Source organism: Humibacillus xanthopallidus (assembly GCF_006717145.1).
GTDB lineage: Bacteria > Actinomycetota > Actinomycetes > Actinomycetales > Dermatophilaceae > Humibacillus > Humibacillus xanthopallidus.
The window spans coordinates 190,074-206,501 of record NZ_VFQF01000003.1 but is presented as its reverse complement, the minus strand read 5'-3'; the positions used below and the strand labels follow the sequence as shown (position 1 = coordinate 206,501).

Here is a 16,428-nt window from a genome sequence, read left to right as displayed (position 1 = left end):
CTGGGCCAGCCAGAGGCCGCCACCCCCGTCAGGGCGCCGGCGCAGGTGACGAGGCACCCAGCACGGGCAGCAGCAGCTCGAGCAGCGCCTGCTCGGTCTGCCCCCTGGAGAGGTGCCCGTCGAACCGGAGCACGCGCCAGGTCGTCGCATCGCAGATGGCGATGACCTGGGCCATCCGCCGCTCTCGGGTCCTCGCGTCGGCCACGTCGGCGAGGGAATCGGCGAACGCCTCCCGGCACCAGCCGACGTGATAGGTCCGGGCGCGGGCCGCGAGCTCCGGCACGCCGGGCGCCTGGCTCGCCTCGGCATAGAGCTTGAGGATCAGCGCGCCGTAGGTCTCGTAGTAGCGCACGAGCGAGTGGAGCGTTGCCTCCGGGCTGTCCGCGAGGGCCGCCGCGCGATCGGCGGCGAGCCGGGCGAACTCACGCTCGATCGTGGCGGCCAGCAGCCCGTGCTTCGTGCCGAAGCGCCGGATCACGGTCTGCACGGTGACCTCGGCGTCAGTGGCGATGTCGTCGAGGCGGATGCGGTCGTAGGGGGTGTCGGCGTAGCGCCGCAGCATCGCGTCGATGATCCGTTCGCCGGTCCGCTCCGCGGCCTCGGCCCGAGCCGTCATCCGGTAGGGCCGGACCTCTCCACTTTTCATGCGATCGATGTTAACCTCAATATATTCATGTTAGTAACACTCCTATCAAATGATCCTCTGAGGAGCCCTGATGAACCACCCTGCCGACAGCGTCGAGACCGCAGCGAGCATCCAGCCCGTCCCCACCAAGCCCGTCCCCACGAGGCTCGGCCGGCTCCACGTCCGGTCCATCGGCGACGGCATCCCCACCGTCCTGTGGTCGTCGATGTTCGTCGACAGCCACACCTGGGACCCCCTCCTGCCCCTCCTTCCGACCGGCCGGCGCTACGTGCTCGTCGACCCGCCCGGCCTCGGCCTCAGCGAGCCCCTGCACGCGGCGAGCGACATCGCGGGCGCCGCGGACGCCGCCCTCGACCTCCTCGCCTGGCTCGGCATCGACGAACGCGTCGACTGGGTCGGCAACGCGTTCGGCGGCCACGTCGGCTTCAAGCTCGGCGCGCGACCGGGCGTGCTGCGCAGCCTCGTGGCCGTCAGCTCACCGACCCAGCCGATCCCCGCGCCGCTCCGCCGGCAGATCCACCTCCTGCTCCCGGTCGTGCGGACCGCGGGCCCGGTGGGACCGGCGCGCTCGGCCATCGTCGAGGCGATGCTCACCGACGCCTCTGCGGCCCGTGAGCCGATCCGGAGGGTCGTGACGGAGTCGCTCGGGCGGCCGACCCGCCGCAGCCTGGCCCTGGCCGTCCGGTCGTTCATCCTGAACCGCGTCGACGTGACCGGAGAACTCGCCGACCTCACCGTGCCGAGCCTCTTCATCGCCTCCGACGACCGAGGCGACTGGAGCCCCGCCGACGCCAAGGCAGCAGCCGCACTCGCACCCGACGCCGAGGCCGTCACCATCGGCGCGGCCCGCACCCTGATCCCGCTGGAGCAGCCGGAGGCCCTGGCCGTCCACATCCGGCGGTTCTGGGAGCGGCAGACGCCCGGCCACGGGGACACGCGACGCACGTGACGGCATACGGCCCCACGACGGTCGCTCAGGCGCCCGACCCGTCGTCGGCCGGTCAGTGCTCGTCTCGCGGCTTCGCGGTCACAGCCTCCTGCGGGATCCTGAGGCCGAACGTGCTGCCTTTCCCGAGAGCGCTCCGCACCCACATCGCGCCCCCGTGCAGCTCGACGATCTGCTTGCTCAGCGTGAGCCCGAGGCCTGTGCCCTCCGTCGTCGACGCAGACCTGCTGCCCTGCTGGAAAGAGTCGAAGATGCGGGCCTGGTCCTCTCGCGAGATGCCGATGCCGGTGTCGGTCACCGTCACGACGAGGTCGCCTGCGTCGCGATGTGCGTGAATCTCGACGGAGCCGCCGTCCGGCGTGAACTTGACGGCGTTGCTGAGCAGGTTGAGCAGCACCTGCTTGAGGCGCAGCTCGTCGGCGGTGACGAGCCCGAGGTCCTCCTGGGCTTCGAGCGTGAGCTCGATGTCGTGCAGGGCCGCCCGCTCGCGAACCAGCGATAGGGCCTGGCCGATGATGTCGTCCACCTGGAACGTGGTGAGGTCGAGCTCCATCCGCCCCGCCTCGATCTTCGACAGGTCGAGGATGTCGCCGAGCAGCGCGAGCAGGTGGCTGCCGGCAGCATGGATGTCCTTGAGGTAGTCCTCCTGCCGCTCGTTGAGGTCACCGAACATCCGCTCGAGGAGCACCTCGGAGAAGCCGATCACGGCGTTGAGCGGGGTGCGCAGCTCGTGCGACATGCTCGCGAGGAACTCCGACTTGTGCCTGCTCGCCTCGGCCAGGTCGGCGCTCTGCAGCTCGAGCTGCTGGTAGAGGCGGGCGTTCGTCAGTGCCACCGCGGACTGGCTGGCGAAGGCGTCGAGAAGGTCGCACGTCTCACCACTGAAGGAGCCGGTCTTCTTTCTCCGGACGACCAGGACGCCGACGACCCGGTCAGGACTGGCGAGCGGGACGGCGACGAGCGACTTCCAGCCGGCTGCGTGCAGGACGGCCAGGTGCTCGTCGAGCGGGGCCTCGTCCAGGTCGGGAATCTGCAGGACCCAGCGGCTCCGAGCCGCCTTGCCGACCCACGTCCGGTCGATGTGGATCTCGGCGGCCCGAAGGGCAGAGACCGTGTCCTCGCTCGTGCCGTAGACGGTTCGCACCCGGAAGAGCCTGGTCGCCTCGTCGTACTCCATCAGCGACCCGCCGTCGGTGCCGGAGAGCTCGACAGCGTGCGACACGATCGTGGCGAGCATCTCGTCCGGAACGAGCGTCGAGCTGATCGCGGCACCGACGTCGGCGAGACCCTCCAGCTGCTCGACCTTGCGGGCCAGCTCGGCCGACCTGCTCTCGAGCGCGGCGGACCTGCTCTCGAGCGTGGCGAACAGGTCGACGTGGCGTAGCGCGAGCGCCGCCTGCTCGGCGAACGTCGCGAGGACGCGCTCGTCGACGTCGTCGAAGGGGGCCACCCGGTTCCGCATGACATTGAGGGCGCCCACCACCTCGTCTCCCACGATGAGCGGTGCGCCGATCATCGACCGGAAGCCGGCCATCCGCTGGAGGTCGGACCGGTTGTAGTCCGGGTCGGCGACGGCGTCGGTGATGTGGTGGATCCGGCGGTCGATGGTCACGCGGCCGACGAGGGTGCCGCGGTCGCGCTTGATGGGATGTTGCTCGAGGAGCCGGCGGTGTTCCTCCGACATGCCGCTCTGGCGCGCGATGACGTACGTCGAGCCCTTGACGAGGTAGATCTGCGCGACAGCCGCGTTGAGCAGCGTCCGGGCGTTCTCGACGACGGCGTCGAAGACCTTGTCGGGGTCTCCCGACGAGCTCGTCAGCACCTTGAGGATGTCGCTCGTGGCCCGGAACTGCTCCTTGACCTGCGCAAGACGCCCCACGAGCGCCTGGCGCGACATCACGGCGATGCTGTCCTCCGTGGCCTCTCCGGACCAGACCATGCTCGGCTCCCCATCCTTGGTGCCTCGATGCGCTCCAAGGTGCAGTTTCCTCCCGTCGGACGGCGCGCGGTCGAGAAAGCCGCAACCTCGCGGGGTCGGCAGCGGAGTCGGCGCCGGCTCAGGCCCTGCTGCTCGCGCCCGGGCGACGCGCTCAGCGGCCACCCCGCTAGAGTCGGAGCCGCAACACCCTGTCCTCTCGCCAGGACGGGGTGTTGCGCGTTGCCCACCGGTGCGCGAGCCACCGGCACGGGTACGGAACGTAGGCTCTAGGGTCAACTGGCCCCAGACCAGCACGCCGAGGAGGCACCGTGTCTCAGACTTCATCCCGGATCAGGACGATCCTGCCGACGTCGAGCCGCACCGCGCTCGGCGCGACCGTCGCCACCGGTCTGCTGACCGCGCTCGCCCAGGCACCCGAGCGGCTCAGCCGGCTGCTGCGCGACCGCTACCCCATGGTCGCCGTCACGGGCATGACCGGCGTCGGCAAGAGCCAGCTCGTCGACCGGCTGACCCGCCGCTCCACCGACGACGCCGTGGCCGAGGTCGGCTCGGCCACGATGGAGCGCCGCACCCGCAAGGGCGCCAAGCTGCACGGCTTCCGCTTCCTCGTCGTCCCGGGCGACAACGCCGCCACCCGCCTCGCCGCCCTCGACGAGGTCTTCCACGACGAGCCGGTCGACGGGCTCATCCACGTCGTCGGCTACGGCCACGCCACCCCCCGACGCGCCGGCGGCACGACCGGGGTCGCGACTGCCACCCGCGAGGAGCAGCTCGCCGCCGAGCTCGAGGACTGGACCATCACCTCGCACCGCATCGCCTCGCTGGCCGTGCGCCGCCACAAGCCGATCTGGCTCATCATCGCGGTGACGAAGACCGACCTCTACCCCGACTCCATCGACGAGGCCGTCCGCTACTACTCGCCCGGCAGCGGCACGCCCTTCGGCGACAAGGTCGACGCGCTGCGCGCCCTCGCTGGCGGCGCCAAGCTCTCGATCGACGTGCTGCCCGTCTCGAGCAGCGGCGGCGACCGCAAGTCCGCCTTCCCCGAGAAGCGCGCCGGCGCGATGGTCGACGCCCTCGCCGACCGCCTGGGTCAGCTGAGCGGCCACGCCTGAGCACACGGCATACGGCCCCCGCCGGCGTATGCCGTGTGGCCGAGCGAGCGCCCGCGCGGGCCGTCGGACTCACAAAGTCGGGGCCGACCGCGGTCCTCGTGCTGCGGCCCTGGCCGAGCTCGGCATTTTGTGAGTCTGACGAGCGCTGCGGCGCCGCTCGTCAGGAGACGGCGGCCTTGACGAGGGCAGCGACCTTCTTCTCGACGGCGGGGCTCCAGCTCAGGAGCGCGTAGGAGGCCGGCCACATGTCGCCGTCGTCGAGGTTGGCGGCCTCCTGGAAGCCGAGCGTCGAGTAGCGGTACTTGAACTTGCCGGCGTCCTGGAAGAAGAGCACGACCTTGCCGTCGGTGTTCGCGTAGGCCGGCATGCCGTACCACGTCCGCGGAACGAGCTCCGGGGCGTTCGCGGTCACCGTCACGTGCACGCGTTCGGCGAGGGCTCGGTCGTCCGGCGCCATCTGGGCGATCTTGTCGAGGACCTCCTGGAGCCCGTCGGCCTTCTTGGCGCCCTTCTTGCCCTCGGCGCGCAGCTCGGCCGCGCGCTCCTTCATCGCGGCGCGCTCCTCTGCGGTGAAACCGTCTGACGTCTTCTCGGCCATGCTCGGATCCTCTCGACGCATCAGGACTCGGCACCACTGCCGGTCGGCACACAGGCTAGGCCCGGCCGACCCCGCGGCGCCTCCCGATTGCCGCCTCGGATCTCCCGCCACCCGCACACCTCGGAGCCAGCGGCACACGGCATACGGCGTGCGGCTGACCTGGGCGTGGGTGGGTCAGCTGACTCCGGCGAGGTCGAGGGTCCAGACCGGGTTCGTGGGCAGCTCGGTCACCCGCGGACCGTGCGCGAGGTGGCTCGACGGCTGGAAGAGCGGCACGAACGGGCCGGAGGTGTTGAGCGCGCGCTGCCACGCGGCATACGCGGCCGGTCGGTCGTCGCCCACCGAGGAGCGCGCCGCGTCGGCCAGGGTGTCGATGTCGGCGTCGGCTCCGACCGCCCAGCCGGCGCGCTGGCCGACGAGGCCGCCGGGTGCGAAGGCGAGGTAGTTCTCGGGGTCGGTGTAGTCGGGGTTCCAGCTCCAGAGGCTGAAGGCGTCGCGGCCGGCGCGGTAGCGCTCGAGCGCCTGGGCGGCGGGCAGCGGCGTCGGGACGACGGTGATGCCGACGGAGGCGAGCTGGGTCTTGATGATCGCGGCGACCGAGGCGGTCGGGACCCCCTGGATCGGCAGGTCGCGGGCGAAGGTCAGCGGGATGGGCTGGCCCTTGTAGCCCGAGCGCGCGAGCGCCGCGCGGGCGCCGGCCAGGTCACGCTGCGGAACGACGGGCTCCGGGGCGGCGGTGGCAGTGGCTCCCGGTGTCGGCGTGGTGCCGTCGGGGCCGGGCTCGGTCGTTGGAGGCGCGGACGCGGACGTGGTCGTCGGCAGGGTCGGCGGCACGGTCTCGGTGCCCGGGGCCGTGCCGGTGGGGGCGAGGAGCGAGCCGACGATGCCGACGGGGATGACCCCGGCGGCCGGGATCGCGTCACGGACCGCCGTGCTCACGGCCTGCCGGTCGATGCCGAGACGAACGGCCTCGGCGAAGTCGGCGTTGGCGGTCCAGGCGTTGACGGTCGGGTCGCGGTGCAGCATGAGGAAGGCGGTCGTCGACGACAGGGCCGCCATCACCGACAGCGGCGACGTGGCCGGCGAGGTCGACCCCGGCGTCGGGGTCGGCGTCCCTGCGGCAGCCGCCACCGCCCCCGGGGTCGCGGTCGACGTGCCCGAGCCCGAGCCCGCCCCGGTCGCCGCAGCCGCGATCCGGTCGGCCTGCGCCGGCGACAGGTCGAGCGCGACGTCAGCCTTGCCGGAGGTCAGGTCCGAGACCTGCCGGCCCGGGTCGGCGTCTCGCACGACGACCTCGGGGAAGGCGGGCTGGGCGCCGGTCCACGTGGGGCTGACGGTGAGGCGCACCTCGGTGGCGTCGGCGCCGGAGAGGACGTAGGGACCGGAGCCGGCCGAGTGCGTCGAGAGCCATGTGTCGGCCGTGTCGCCGGGCCCGATCGCGCCGCCGTTGGCCTTGACGACCCGCGAGTTGAGGATGCCGAAGGCCGGGTTGGCGAGCATCGCAGGCAGCGCGAAGTTGGCGTCGGGCGAGGTCAGCGTCAGGGTGCGGTCATCGACCTTGCGCGCGGTGACGTTGCCGAGCATGGAGGCGGCGGCTCCCCGCAGGCCCTTGACCCGTTCGAGCGTGAAGACGACGTCGTCGCTGGTCACCGGAGTGCCGTCGGAGAAGGTGCGTCCGCTCCGCAGCCGAAGCGTCAGCCACTTGCCCTCGGGCGACATCGTGTACTCCGCGAGCCCCGCCTGCGGCTTCGTCTGGTCGGCGCCGTCGTAGGTCGTCAGCGTCTCGTACAGCGCCTTCGACAGGAGGGCGCCGCTGCGGTCGTACTGCCGCGTCGGGTCGAGCGTCGAGTGGTCGAAGACGGTCTCGACGACGAGCGGCGCCGGCGTGGCGCTCGTCGATGTGACCGTCGGAGTCGCCGTCCCCGTCGTCGTCGTGGGGGTGGTCTCGGGCGCCGTCGTGCAGGCCGCCGTGCCGAGCAGCGCCGCCACTGCGAGCAGGCCCATCGCCCGAGCCGCGCGCTGCGCACGTCGGGCGGCGGGACGACGCATGGGGCTCCTCACTGGGCGAGCGCCCCTCGGTCATGAGCGGCGCGACTGGTGCCGGCTGACCACCCGGACGCGTCGAGCGCGCTCCCAGCCGTCGCCGCAGTCTATCCAGCCGAGCCCGCGACGCTCGCTGCGCGCTCGACCCCCGGCGCCAGCACGAGGTAGCCCTGCGCCACGAGCACGACCCCGATGGCCACCCACTTGCCCGTCGGCAGCTCCACCCCGTAGCGCCAGCGGTCGATGAGCACGAGCCCGACCTGGAGCATGACGACCCACCCCATCGTGACGAGGGCGAGCTCGGCGTACTTCAGCGACGACGCGTAGACCCAGAAGAGCACGAGGAAGGCCCCGGCACCGAGCACGAGGGCGCGGACGTTGCCGTTCTCGGCCCACTCCTTGGCGAAGAGAGCGCCGGCGAGGTCGAGCCCGGCGAGCAGCACCATCGCCAGCGTCGCGACGACGGGCACGGGCCAGGCCTCGGGGGCCTTGATCAGCAAGACGTCGGAAGTGCTCATGACAGGGACCTCACGGACAGGGGGCCCACGCCGCGCGGGCCTGTTCCTCTCAGAGCGACCAGCGCCCGGGCTTGATACCCGGCCCCAGCGCGGCGGGTGGGTGCCCCGGCTCCCCGGGCACACGGCATACGCCGTCGGGGTATGCCGTGTGGCCGAGTTCGCCCGGTCAGCGCTGCGACACGACGGCCGCCAGCCGGGGGTCGACGAGCTCAAGCACCCGCACGACCGAGGACCGGGCGTCCTCCCGGGAGGCGGCGGTGACGAGCGCCCCGTAGAGCATGCGTTGGAGCAGGATGACGTCTCCGGCCGTGAGCTTGTCGTCGACGAGCCCGGCCTCCTGCGACCGCGACAACGCGTCGCCGAGAAGGGCCTCGAGGCGCGCGGCCCCTGCCCACTCCGGCCGCTGGTCCTCGTCGAGCAGGGCCTCCACGAAGGCCGCCGACTCGAGGAGGTGACCCACGATCCGGTCCCAGAGAACAAGGAACGCGTCAGGCCCGGTCTGCTCGGCCGCAAGCTGGGCGATCTCGTCGATGTTGTCGCTGAAGACCGCCAGGGCGAGGTCGGTGCGCGAGGGGAAGTGCCGGTAGAGCACCCCTTGGCCGACGCCCGCCTCACGCGCGATGGCGTTGAGCGGCACCCGATAGCCCTCCTCGGCGAAGAGTCGTCTACCCGCGGCGACGAGCGCCGCCCGGTTCGAGGAGGCGGCTGCCGGTCCCCTATTGCGTTGCTGCGTCGGTGGGGCCATGCTGAGATCGTATCCGGACAACAGTGTCCGGATTGGGACGAGAGGTGACCATGGACCGGGTTTGGGACGAGGAGTTCGACGTCGTCGTCGTCGGCACCGGCGCAGCAGCGTTCGCGGCGGCGGTCACGGCTGCGGATGCCGGGCGGTCGGTGGTCATGCTCGAGTCCACGCCTCGCTGGGGCGGGAGCAGCTCCATGTCCGGGGGCGGGCTGTGGCTGCCGACGAACCCGCTCATGGAGCGCGCCGGCGCCGCCGACTCCCGCGACGAGGCCCTGGCCTACCTCGAGGTCACGGTCGGCGACGCCGGGCCAGCCGCCTCGCCCGAACGGCGTGCAGCCTTCGTCGACGGCGTCGCCGACTTCGTGACGATGGCCGAACGCCTCGGGATGCGCTTCACCCGCGCCGCCGAGTACCCGGACTACTACCCGGAGAAGTCGGGCGGCAAGATCGGGCGCGCCCTCGAGGTCGAGCCCTTCGACGTGCGCCGCATCGGCCCGTGGTGGACGTCCGCCCGCGGCCAGGACGGCGTGCCCGCCCCGGTCAAGACCGATGACTTCTGGCTCCTCCAGCGAGCCTGGTCCTCTCCTGACGGCTTCGGCCGTGGGGCGCGGGTGGTCGGGCGCGTCGTCGCCGGCCTCGCGCGCGGTCGCCGGCTCGTCGGCATGGGCGCGGCACTGACGGCCTCGTTCCTCGAGATCGCGCTGCGCCAGGGCGTGGGCATCTGGCTCGAGTGCCCTTTGGAGGAGATCCTCGTCGAGGACGGCCGCGTCGTCGGCGTCCGCGCATCGCGGGGAGGCTCAGCGGTCGACCTTCGCGCACGTGAGGGCGTCGTGCTCGCGGCAGGCGGCTTCGACCACAACACCGCCCTGCGTCAGCAGCACCAGGGCGTCGACGGATCGGCGTCCTCGGGCTCCAGGGGCAACGTCGGCACCGTCATCGAGGCCGCGGCGCGGCTCGGTGCCGCGCTCGACCTCATGGACGACGCCTGGTGGGGCGCTTCGATCCCCCCGGCGACGCCGGACGGCAGCGCCGCCTTCCTCGTGAGCGAGCGGTCGGTGCCGCACAGCCTCATCGTCGACTCCGAGGGGCGACGCTTCGCCAACGAGTCCGAGTCCTACGTCGACCTCGGCCATCACCTGCTCGAGCACGCCCGGCAGGTTCCGGGCCGCTTCTGGATGGTCACCGACGTGCGTCACGCCCGCCGCTACCTGCGGTCGTATGCGCTGGACCCCCGCGCCAACAAGGCCATGGCGTCCGCAGGCATCCTCCACCGGGCCGACACCCTGGCGGAGCTCGCCGACCAGATCGGCGTCGACCGGCAGAGCCTGCAGGAGACCATCGACCGCTTCAACGGCTTCGCGAGGACCGGCATCGACCACGACTTCGGACGCGGCAACTCTGCCTACGACCGTTACTACGCCGACCCGTCCTCGCGCCCCAACCCGAACCTCGGAACGATCGAGAAGGGTCCCTTCGCCGCGGTGGAGATCGTCGCGGGCGACCTCGGCACCAAGGGTGGGGTCGTCACCGACGAGCACGCCCGCGTGCTGACTCCGGACGGGTCGGTCATCCCGGGCCTCTATGCCGCCGGCAACACGAGCGCCTCCGTCATGGGACGCACCTACCCAGGGCCCGGCTCGACCCTCGGGCCGGCCTGCGTCTTCGGTCACCTCGCGGCACGCCACCTCACCGGGACGGTCGCCGCTGCGGCGCGCCCCGCGACGCCGGCCGCAGCCCACTGAGCCTGAGGAGAGAGCCATGCAGATCCAGGACAAGGTCTTCGTCGTCACCGGTGGAGGCAACGGCATCGGCCGTGAGGTCGTGCTCGGCCTCCTCGCCCGGAGAGGCCGGGTGGCTGCCGTCGATCTGAGCGAGGAGGGCCTGGCCGAGACCGTGCGGCTCGCCGGCGCCAACAGCGCTCGCCTCAGCACGCACGCCGTGGACATCACCGACAGCGGCGCGGTCGGTGCTCTCCCCGAGGCTGTGCGCGCTGCCCACGGGGTCGTCGACGGGCTCGTCAACGTGGCGGGCATCATCCAGCCGTTCGTGCGCTTCGCCGACCTCGAGCTGCGCCAGATCGAGAAGGTCATGGCGGTGAACTTCTGGGGCGTCGTCCACACGACCCAGGCCTTCCTCCCCGACGTCACGCAGCGCCCCGAAGGGTGCATCGTCAACGTGTCAAGCATGGGGGCCCTCGCGCCCGTCCCCGGCCAGACGGCATACGGCGCCTCGAAGGCCGCGGTCATGCTGCTCACGGAGGGGCTGTATGCCGAGCTGCGCGCGACGAAGGTCGCTGTGACCGTCGTGTTCCCGGGCGGCGTGGCCACCGACATCGCGCAACACTCCGGCGCGGCGATCCCCGGCGCGGATGCTGCGGCAAGCGCAGCAGCGGGCTCGCTGACGACGCCCGCCGAGGCGGCCCGACAGATCATCGAGGGCGTCGAGAAGGGAGCCTTCCGCGTCGTCATCGGCAAGGACGCCCGCTCCATCGACCGCATCTCCCGGCTGTCGCCCCGACGAGCCACCGACCTCATCGCCAAGAAGATGGCGTCACTCCTCGGCTGAGCGGGCGTGCGCGAGGCGAAGGGCCGGGATTACCTTGTGTGGCATGGGAACAGCGTCGACCGAGCGGCCGCGAAGGCTCGGGCTGGTCGCCGCGGCGTTCGTCGCCGTCGCCGGCGTGCACCTCGTCCTGCAGCTCGCCGACGCGACGGGGCTGCTGTCCGACATCACGCAGGACCTCCTCATGCCGCTGCTGGCGCTCACCCTGGTGGCCGCGACCGTGCCACCGCGCAGCCGCCTCGTGCGGTGGGTCCTGGTCGCGCTGGGCTTCTCGTTCCTCGGCGACGCCGTGCCCGACTTCGTGCCCGGCGACCTCTCGTTCCTCGCGATGGTCGGGGCCTTCCTGCTGGCGCAGGTCGCCTACATCGTCGCGTTCTGGCCGTTGCGCGGCGGCAGCGTCATGCGCCGGCCGGCGCTCCTGCTGCCGTATGCCGTCGTGTTCGTCGCGCTCGTCGTGGCCTGTCGCGAGGGTGCCGGGGCGATGCTCGTCCCGGTCGTCGTCTACGGCGCGGCGCTCGTGACGATGGCCGCGCTCTCGACCGGGGTGTCACTGCTCGCGGGGGTCGGCGGGGCCGTCTTCCTCGTCTCTGACGCCCTCATCGCGCTGCACGAGTTCGCGGGCCTCGACCTGCCGCGGCACGGCTTCTGGGTGATGCTCACCTACGTCGTCGGGCAGGCGCTCATCGTCGCGGGTGTCGTGGGCCGTGAGCGCAGCTCGGCGATGACGACCGCGGCGGCCGCGGCGGAGGCTCAGGGCAGCAGGTCGTCGAGGTAGAGCGGGAGCATGGCCCACCACGTCGGCCAGTCGTGGTCGTAGGACGGGCCCCAGTCGTCGACGCGGTTGGGGATGCCCTTGCTCCCGAGCACGTCGGCGACGGCACGGGACTCGCCGACGTCCTCCCAGCGGCCGCTGCCCGAGGCCAGCACGATCATCCGGGTGCGCAGCGTGTCGAGCGCCGGGCCCTCGAGGCCGCCGAGGAAGCGCAGCGGCGAGCTGAAGTAGAGGTCGTCGTTGACGTGGCCACCGATGAACTGCTCGATGGCGTAGGTGCCGCTCATGCACACGGCCGACCGCACGAGCTCGGGGTAGCGGCAGGTGATGGCGAGGGCGTTGAAGGCCCCGATCGAGGCGCCGGCGACGGTGACCGGGATCTGCTGCCCGCCGAGGTCGGAGTGGATCGCCGGGATGACCTCGCGCGCGATCGCCTCGTGGAAGCCGTTGAACAGGGCGAGCTGGTACTCGGCCGAGCCGTGGCGCTCGGCCATGGCGCGACCGGCGACGCTGTCGACGGAGTAGACCTTCGCCCGGCCGGCCGCGATGAGCGGCTCGAGGTGGGCGATCATCTTGTGCCGCTCGACCTCCTCGGCGTCACCTCCGGCCGTGGGGAAGAGGAGCACGGGACTGCCGTAGGAGCCCCACCGTGCCACGGTGAGGTCCTGGCCGAGGCGGTCGGAGTACCACCGGTCGGTCACCTTCATCGCGCTACCTGCCTCTCTGTCGGTGGGGCAACTCAACCACGGGTGTTTCCGGGGGTCCACGGGCGTCCACGAGCGTCCACCGGGGCCTCTCAGGCCGGTGACCTACTCGTAGACGAACTTCTGGGGGCCGGGGAAGAGCCACGCCAACCCGTCGCCGAGGCGGTCGCGCCAGTTCTCCCAGTTGTGGCCGTCGCGCGACTCGACGTAGCGCACCCGCATCCCGGTGTGGCGGAAGACGGGCACCATCGAGCGGTTCGGCGTGATGAGCGGCTCGTAGACGCCGCACGTCATGAAGATCCGGTCGACGACGGCGGTGGGCCGCTGCCGGTAGCGGTTGACGAACTTCACGACCGGGTCGAAGGCCGGGCCCCCGCCGTGGTCGAAGCCGATGTCGGTGAAGACGAGCGAGGCCGACTGGAGCAGGAGCGAGCCGAAGTATCCCGGGTAGCGCACCGCCGTCGACAGCGAGGCGACGCCGCCGAAGGAGCTGCCCATGAGGCAGCGCGCCTCCGGGGTGTCGATGAGGGGCAGCCGGTCGTTGAGCAGCGGCACGAGCTCGCGCGCGATGAAGCGGGCGTGCGGGGCGTGGTGCGGATACTCCTTGAGCCGGTCGCGAGGCGGCACGAAGACGGCGACGAGCGGGTCGACGTCGAGGCGGTGGATGAGGTTGTCGAGCACCGTCTTCATAGCCGCGAACTGGAGGTAGTCGGTGCCGTCGTGGACGATGAGCAGCGGATAGCGCTGCGCCTGGTTGAAGCGCGCCGGGAGGTAGATCTGCACCGGCTGGTCGCGGCGAAGGGCCTTGCTGCGGATCTGCTCCTCGACGAGGGTGCCCGGCCGGGCCTCCGGGTCGAACTCCGCCCAATCGGGCACGCGGTAGCCGATCGCCGCGCACACCGATGACGACCCCATCGGGCTGTGCGCGAGGCGGCTGTTGAGCGGGTCGTTGAAGCGCTCGTAGTGCTCGCCCTTGCGGATCTCGATCTGGTACTCGACACGCGACCCCTCGGGCAGCACCGTCGTCACCGACCAGAGGTCCGACTCGCCGATCCGCTTGAGCGGCAACGGATCCGGCAGTCCGACGACACGGTGGCGCACCCACGCCTCGTCGACGTCGCCGCGATAGAGGAAGGTGGCGCGCTCGCCCTCGATGATCGGCGAGCCGAAGCGGGTGACGAAGCGGTCGATGGTCGGGCCGTCGAGCGGCAGGTTCTCGCGCAGCCGGTTGACGGCGAGGCGCTCGGGCGGGCTCATGCGGCACCCACCACGGCGATGTGACCGTCGAGGCCGATGTAGCGCGCCCCGGCCGGCAGGTCGGTCGCCCCGTCGGGGAAGCGCACGACGGCGCCGTCGTCGAGCAGGGTGAGGCGGTGGTCGGGGAAGCGCACGACGGCGCCGTCGTCGAGCAGGGTGAGGCGGTGGTCGGGGAAGCGCCTGGCCATGATGCTCATCCGGTCGTGTTCCTCGAGGCGCAGCCTCCGCTTGGCGTGCGGCAGGGCGATGATGCCCGGCAGCCGTCCGAGGCCCCGGTCGAACACCTCGGCCGCGGTGACGCCATGCGGTGCGTGGTCGTGGAAGAGGACGACCTCGTCGGTCAGGGCCATGGCACCCGCCGACCAGGCGACGACCGGCAGCTCCGGCCGGATCTCGACGTCGAAGACGCGCAGGGTCCGCAGCAGGGTGCGCACGTTGCCGCCCGCGATGACGACGCCGGCACACCCGTCGAGGACGGCCCCGATCTCGCCGCGGTGCCAGCCGATCGTGCCGCTCTCGTCGAGAGGCGCGGTGGCGCGGACCGAGCGGTAGAGGTCGTCGAGCTCGGCGGCATACCAGGCGTCGACCGCGCGCACCGCGTCGACGGCGGACTCGAGGGCCGCCGGCCCGATGGCGTGGAGCGACGAGCGGTGCGCGACCGCCTGCACCGCGTCGATGGCCGCCTGCAGCCGTATGCCGTAGAAGGCGCGCAGCTCGTCCTGCCGGTCACGGAAGAGCAGCGCAGCGGCGGCGAAGTGCTCGTCCTTCTCGAGGACGTCCATCATCCGGTGGTGCAGCTGGAGGTTGACCCCCCGACCGTCGAGGTGCCCGGCGAGCTCGGCGTCCTCGCTCTCGCGCTCCTCCCATCCGGAGTTGATCATCGCGATCGGGCCGTCGAGCTTCAGGGAGCGCACCGTGGCCCCGACGGTCGTCGTGAACCGTTGCGGCCCGAGGAGGATCGTCGTCATCAACGCGCGTGCATGCGGATCGTCTGGCCCACGTCGTCGAGGATGGCCCGCGCGGTGTCGTAGTCGTGGTGGCGCACGCGCACCCAGGCGTTGGCCATGTAGCCGGCCTCGACGGACTGCGTGCCGTGCCCGACGGGCGGGAAGTGGGCGTCGATGATCGAGTCGCCGTGCCGGCCCTGGATCTCGTCGATGCCGCTGTAGCCCGTCACCACCCCGTCGTGGTCGGGGCGCAGCGCGACGATGCCGGCGGCATACGTGCGCCTCATCGGCTGCTCGGGGCGACCGTGCGTGATGACGTGCGCCCACTCGCGGTAGACGTCGACCTCGTTGGCGGCGGAGTAGAGGTCCCACGCGCCGACGCCGGGCGGCCGGGCGCCGATCTCGCTGAACTTCAAGCCCTTCGGGCCGTAGAACCACTCCATGTGCGTCGCGGACGTCTCGATGCCGAGGGCCTCGATGACGCGGTGGCCGAGCTCGCGCACCTCGCGGTAGAAGGAGTTGGAGGGGTCGTCGATGATGCGGTTCGTCGTGATGAACTGCGGCGAGATCCAGCGGTGGCGCATCGCCTCGAGGACGTTGGGGTAGTAGTGCGTCGCCCAGTCGTGCGCGACCTGACCGTCGACGGTGATGGTGTCGTAGAAGCCCTCGTGGCCCTCGACGAACTCCTCGATGGCGATGGAGGTCGCGCCCTCGCGCGCATAGCCCTGGAGCGCGTGGAGCAGCTCGTGCTCGTCGTCGACGCGGATGGTGCCCTGGGCGCCCGCGCCCGCGCGCGGCTTGAGGATGAGCGGGTAGCCCTCGCGGTCGGCGAACTCGTGCGCCTCGGCCGAGGACTCGACGGCGGCGCTCGCGGCCGTCGGCACGCCGGCCTGCCGGAGCGCCTCCTTCATCGAGGGCTTGTCGCGGCACAGCCACGTCGTGCGGACGCTCGTGCCCGGTATGCCGGTCGCCTCGCGGACCTGCGCCGCGGGCATCGTGTGCGCCTCGACGGTCGCCTCGAGCCCGTCGATCCAGATGCGGTCCTGGAAGTAGCGCACCGCCTCGACCATCTGGTCGACGTTGGTGACGGAGCCGACGCGGTAGTAGCCGCTCAGCTGGTCGCGCAGCTCGCCGTCGAGGTGCCCCTCCTCCGTCTCGCCGATGCCGTAGACGTTGGCCCCCACGGAGGCGAGCGCGTGCACGAAGCGGCGCTGGTTCGCGGGGAACGAGGGCTCCACGAAGATGATGTTCACGGGCTCGACGCTATCGGTCGGCCCGCACCACCGCCACGGAACTCGGGCGGCGCGCCCCAGCCGGCCGGACGGCATACGGCCCCCGGCGGAGGTATGCCGTCCGCACCTCGCCGCCGACCGACGACCGCGGGCGTATGCCGTCCGCACCTGGCCGCCGACCGACGACCCTTGGTCGTCGCCGGGGTGAGACACGCCGGGTGACAGGCGCTGGCCCGGCACCTCCGCGGACCGATGGTCGTCGGTCGGCGGGGCCGTGGGCACCGACAGTTGAGCCGTTCGTCACGCCGGAGCACGAACGAGCCCGGCCGCTCAACTACGTCTCGTAGTATTCAGAAGGACGCAGCCGACACCTCGGCGACCCGGCCGGGGACTGCCTCGCGGAC

15 protein-coding genes are annotated in these 16,428 nt (G+C 71.8%); 5 read left to right on the top strand and 10 right to left on the bottom strand.

Features of this window, described 5'->3' with window-relative positions; all coding sequences use genetic code 11:
* Positions 1 to 28: 28 nt before the first annotated feature.
* Complete coding sequence (locus tag FHX52_RS18970; RefSeq protein ID WP_141823949.1) at positions 29 to 646, bottom strand: TetR/AcrR family transcriptional regulator; 618 nt, start codon at positions 644 to 646, stop codon at positions 29 to 31.
* Between the two features lie 70 nt (positions 647 to 716).
* On the opposite strand from FHX52_RS18970, the gene FHX52_RS18965 reads away from it, so the two are divergent.
* Complete coding sequence (locus FHX52_RS18965) at positions 717 to 1,595, top strand: alpha/beta fold hydrolase (protein WP_141823948.1); 879 nt, start codon at positions 717 to 719, stop codon at positions 1,593 to 1,595.
* Between the two features lie 52 nt (positions 1,596 to 1,647).
* Here the strand turns inward: FHX52_RS18965 and FHX52_RS18960 are convergent, their stop codons facing one another.
* Positions 1,648 to 3,531 (bottom strand): GAF domain-containing protein, encoded by a 1,884-nt coding sequence (locus FHX52_RS18960; RefSeq protein WP_246070273.1) that lies wholly within the window; start codon positions 3,529 to 3,531, stop codon positions 1,648 to 1,650.
* Positions 3,532 to 3,839: 308 nt separating this feature from the next.
* Between FHX52_RS18960 and FHX52_RS18955 the strand changes: the two genes are divergently transcribed.
* On the top strand, positions 3,840 to 4,646 hold the full coding sequence (locus FHX52_RS18955) for a GTPase (RefSeq protein WP_141823947.1): 807 nt from the start codon (positions 3,840 to 3,842) through the stop codon (positions 4,644 to 4,646).
* A gap of 160 nt (positions 4,647 to 4,806) precedes the next feature.
* Here FHX52_RS18955 and FHX52_RS18950 read toward each other — a convergent pair whose 3' ends face one another.
* From FHX52_RS18950 to FHX52_RS18935, 4 genes are all read right to left on the bottom strand, one after another.
* A complete protein-coding gene (locus FHX52_RS18950) occupies positions 4,807 to 5,244 on the bottom strand; it encodes an iron chaperone (protein ID WP_141823946.1) in 438 nt (145 codons plus the stop codon).
* A 174-nt stretch (positions 5,245 to 5,418) separates the two neighbouring features.
* On the bottom strand, positions 5,419 to 7,293 hold the full coding sequence (locus FHX52_RS18945; RefSeq protein WP_141823945.1) for an ABC transporter substrate-binding protein: 1,875 nt from the start codon (positions 7,291 to 7,293) through the stop codon (positions 5,419 to 5,421).
* A 101-nt stretch (positions 7,294 to 7,394) separates the two neighbouring features.
* Positions 7,395 to 7,805, bottom strand: a complete 411-nt coding sequence (locus FHX52_RS18940; RefSeq protein ID WP_141823944.1) for a hypothetical protein — start codon at positions 7,803 to 7,805, stop codon at positions 7,395 to 7,397.
* A 166-nt stretch (positions 7,806 to 7,971) separates the two neighbouring features.
* Positions 7,972 to 8,550 carry a TetR/AcrR family transcriptional regulator gene (locus tag FHX52_RS18935; protein WP_141823943.1) on the bottom strand — a complete coding sequence of 193 codons (579 nt, stop codon included), beginning with the start codon at positions 8,548 to 8,550 and terminating at the stop codon, positions 7,972 to 7,974.
* Between the two features lie 50 nt (positions 8,551 to 8,600).
* On the opposite strand from FHX52_RS18935, the gene FHX52_RS18930 reads away from it, so the two are divergent.
* Genes FHX52_RS18930 through FHX52_RS18920 form a run of 3 tightly spaced genes read left to right on the top strand, consistent with a single transcriptional unit; the run spans position 8,601 to position 11,887 of the window.
* Positions 8,601 to 10,292: an FAD-binding protein gene (locus FHX52_RS18930; protein WP_141823942.1), complete on the top strand. Its 1,692-nt coding sequence runs from the start codon at positions 8,601 to 8,603 to the stop codon at positions 10,290 to 10,292.
* A 16-nt stretch (positions 10,293 to 10,308) separates the two neighbouring features.
* Positions 10,309 to 11,115 (top strand): SDR family NAD(P)-dependent oxidoreductase, encoded by an 807-nt coding sequence (locus FHX52_RS18925; RefSeq protein WP_141823941.1) that lies wholly within the window; start codon positions 10,309 to 10,311, stop codon positions 11,113 to 11,115.
* A 43-nt stretch (positions 11,116 to 11,158) separates the two neighbouring features.
* Complete coding sequence (locus FHX52_RS18920) at positions 11,159 to 11,887, top strand: lysoplasmalogenase (protein WP_141823940.1); 729 nt, start codon at positions 11,159 to 11,161, stop codon at positions 11,885 to 11,887.
* Here FHX52_RS18920 and FHX52_RS18915 read toward each other — a convergent pair.
* The 4 genes from FHX52_RS18915 to FHX52_RS18900 form a co-directional block, all read right to left on the bottom strand.
* Positions 11,863 to 12,591 carry an esterase family protein gene (locus tag FHX52_RS18915; protein WP_141823939.1) on the bottom strand — a complete coding sequence of 243 codons (729 nt, stop codon included), beginning with the start codon at positions 12,589 to 12,591 and terminating at the stop codon, positions 11,863 to 11,865. The genes FHX52_RS18920 and FHX52_RS18915 overlap by 25 nt on opposite strands.
* Before the next feature lie 102 nt (positions 12,592 to 12,693).
* Positions 12,694 to 13,845 (bottom strand): alpha/beta hydrolase, encoded by a 1,152-nt coding sequence (locus tag FHX52_RS18910; protein ID WP_141823938.1) that lies wholly within the window; start codon positions 13,843 to 13,845, stop codon positions 12,694 to 12,696.
* Positions 13,842 to 14,813 carry a Type 1 glutamine amidotransferase-like domain-containing protein gene (locus FHX52_RS18905; protein WP_246070272.1) on the bottom strand — a complete coding sequence of 324 codons (972 nt, stop codon included), beginning with the start codon at positions 14,811 to 14,813 and terminating at the stop codon, positions 13,842 to 13,844. The genes FHX52_RS18910 and FHX52_RS18905 overlap by 4 nt, the downstream gene beginning before the upstream one ends.
* Positions 14,813 to 16,045, bottom strand: a complete 1,233-nt coding sequence (locus tag FHX52_RS18900; RefSeq protein ID WP_141823936.1) for an ATP-grasp domain-containing protein — start codon at positions 16,043 to 16,045, stop codon at positions 14,813 to 14,815. The genes FHX52_RS18905 and FHX52_RS18900 overlap by 1 nt, the downstream gene beginning before the upstream one ends.
* Between the last annotated feature and the right edge of the window lie 383 nt (positions 16,046 to 16,428).

Bases quoted from the DNA above. Each gene is read 5' to 3' on its own strand.
- FHX52_RS18940 (WP_141823944.1), bottom strand. From the start codon at position 7,805: ATGAGCACTTCCGACGTCTTGCTGATCAAGGCCCCCGAGGCCTGGCCC.
- FHX52_RS18925 (WP_141823941.1), top strand. From the start codon at position 10,309: ATGCAGATCCAGGACAAGGTCTTCGTCGTCACCGGTGGAGGCAACGGC.
- FHX52_RS18965 (WP_141823948.1), top strand. From the start codon at position 717: ATGAACCACCCTGCCGACAGCGTCGAGACCGCAGCGAGCATCCAGCCC.
- FHX52_RS18915 (WP_141823939.1), bottom strand. From the start codon at position 12,591: ATGAAGGTGACCGACCGGTGGTACTCCGACCGCCTCGGCCAGGACCTC.
- FHX52_RS18910 (WP_141823938.1), bottom strand. From the start codon at position 13,845: ATGAGCCCGCCCGAGCGCCTCGCCGTCAACCGGCTGCGCGAGAACCTG.
- FHX52_RS18920 (WP_141823940.1), top strand. From the start codon at position 11,159: ATGGGAACAGCGTCGACCGAGCGGCCGCGAAGGCTCGGGCTGGTCGCC.
- FHX52_RS18960 (WP_246070273.1), bottom strand. From the start codon at position 3,531: ATGGTCTGGTCCGGAGAGGCCACGGAGGACAGCATCGCCGTGATGTCG.
- FHX52_RS18930 (WP_141823942.1), top strand. From the start codon at position 8,601: ATGGACCGGGTTTGGGACGAGGAGTTCGACGTCGTCGTCGTCGGCACC.
- FHX52_RS18905 (WP_246070272.1), bottom strand. From the start codon at position 14,813: ATGACGACGATCCTCCTCGGGCCGCAACGGTTCACGACGACCGTCGGG.
- FHX52_RS18935 (WP_141823943.1), bottom strand. From the start codon at position 8,550: ATGGCCCCACCGACGCAGCAACGCAATAGGGGACCGGCAGCCGCCTCC.
- FHX52_RS18945 (WP_141823945.1), bottom strand. From the start codon at position 7,293: ATGCGTCGTCCCGCCGCCCGACGTGCGCAGCGCGCGGCTCGGGCGATG.
- FHX52_RS18950 (WP_141823946.1), bottom strand. From the start codon at position 5,244: ATGGCCGAGAAGACGTCAGACGGTTTCACCGCAGAGGAGCGCGCCGCG.
- FHX52_RS18970 (WP_141823949.1), bottom strand. From the start codon at position 646: ATGAAAAGTGGAGAGGTCCGGCCCTACCGGATGACGGCTCGGGCCGAG.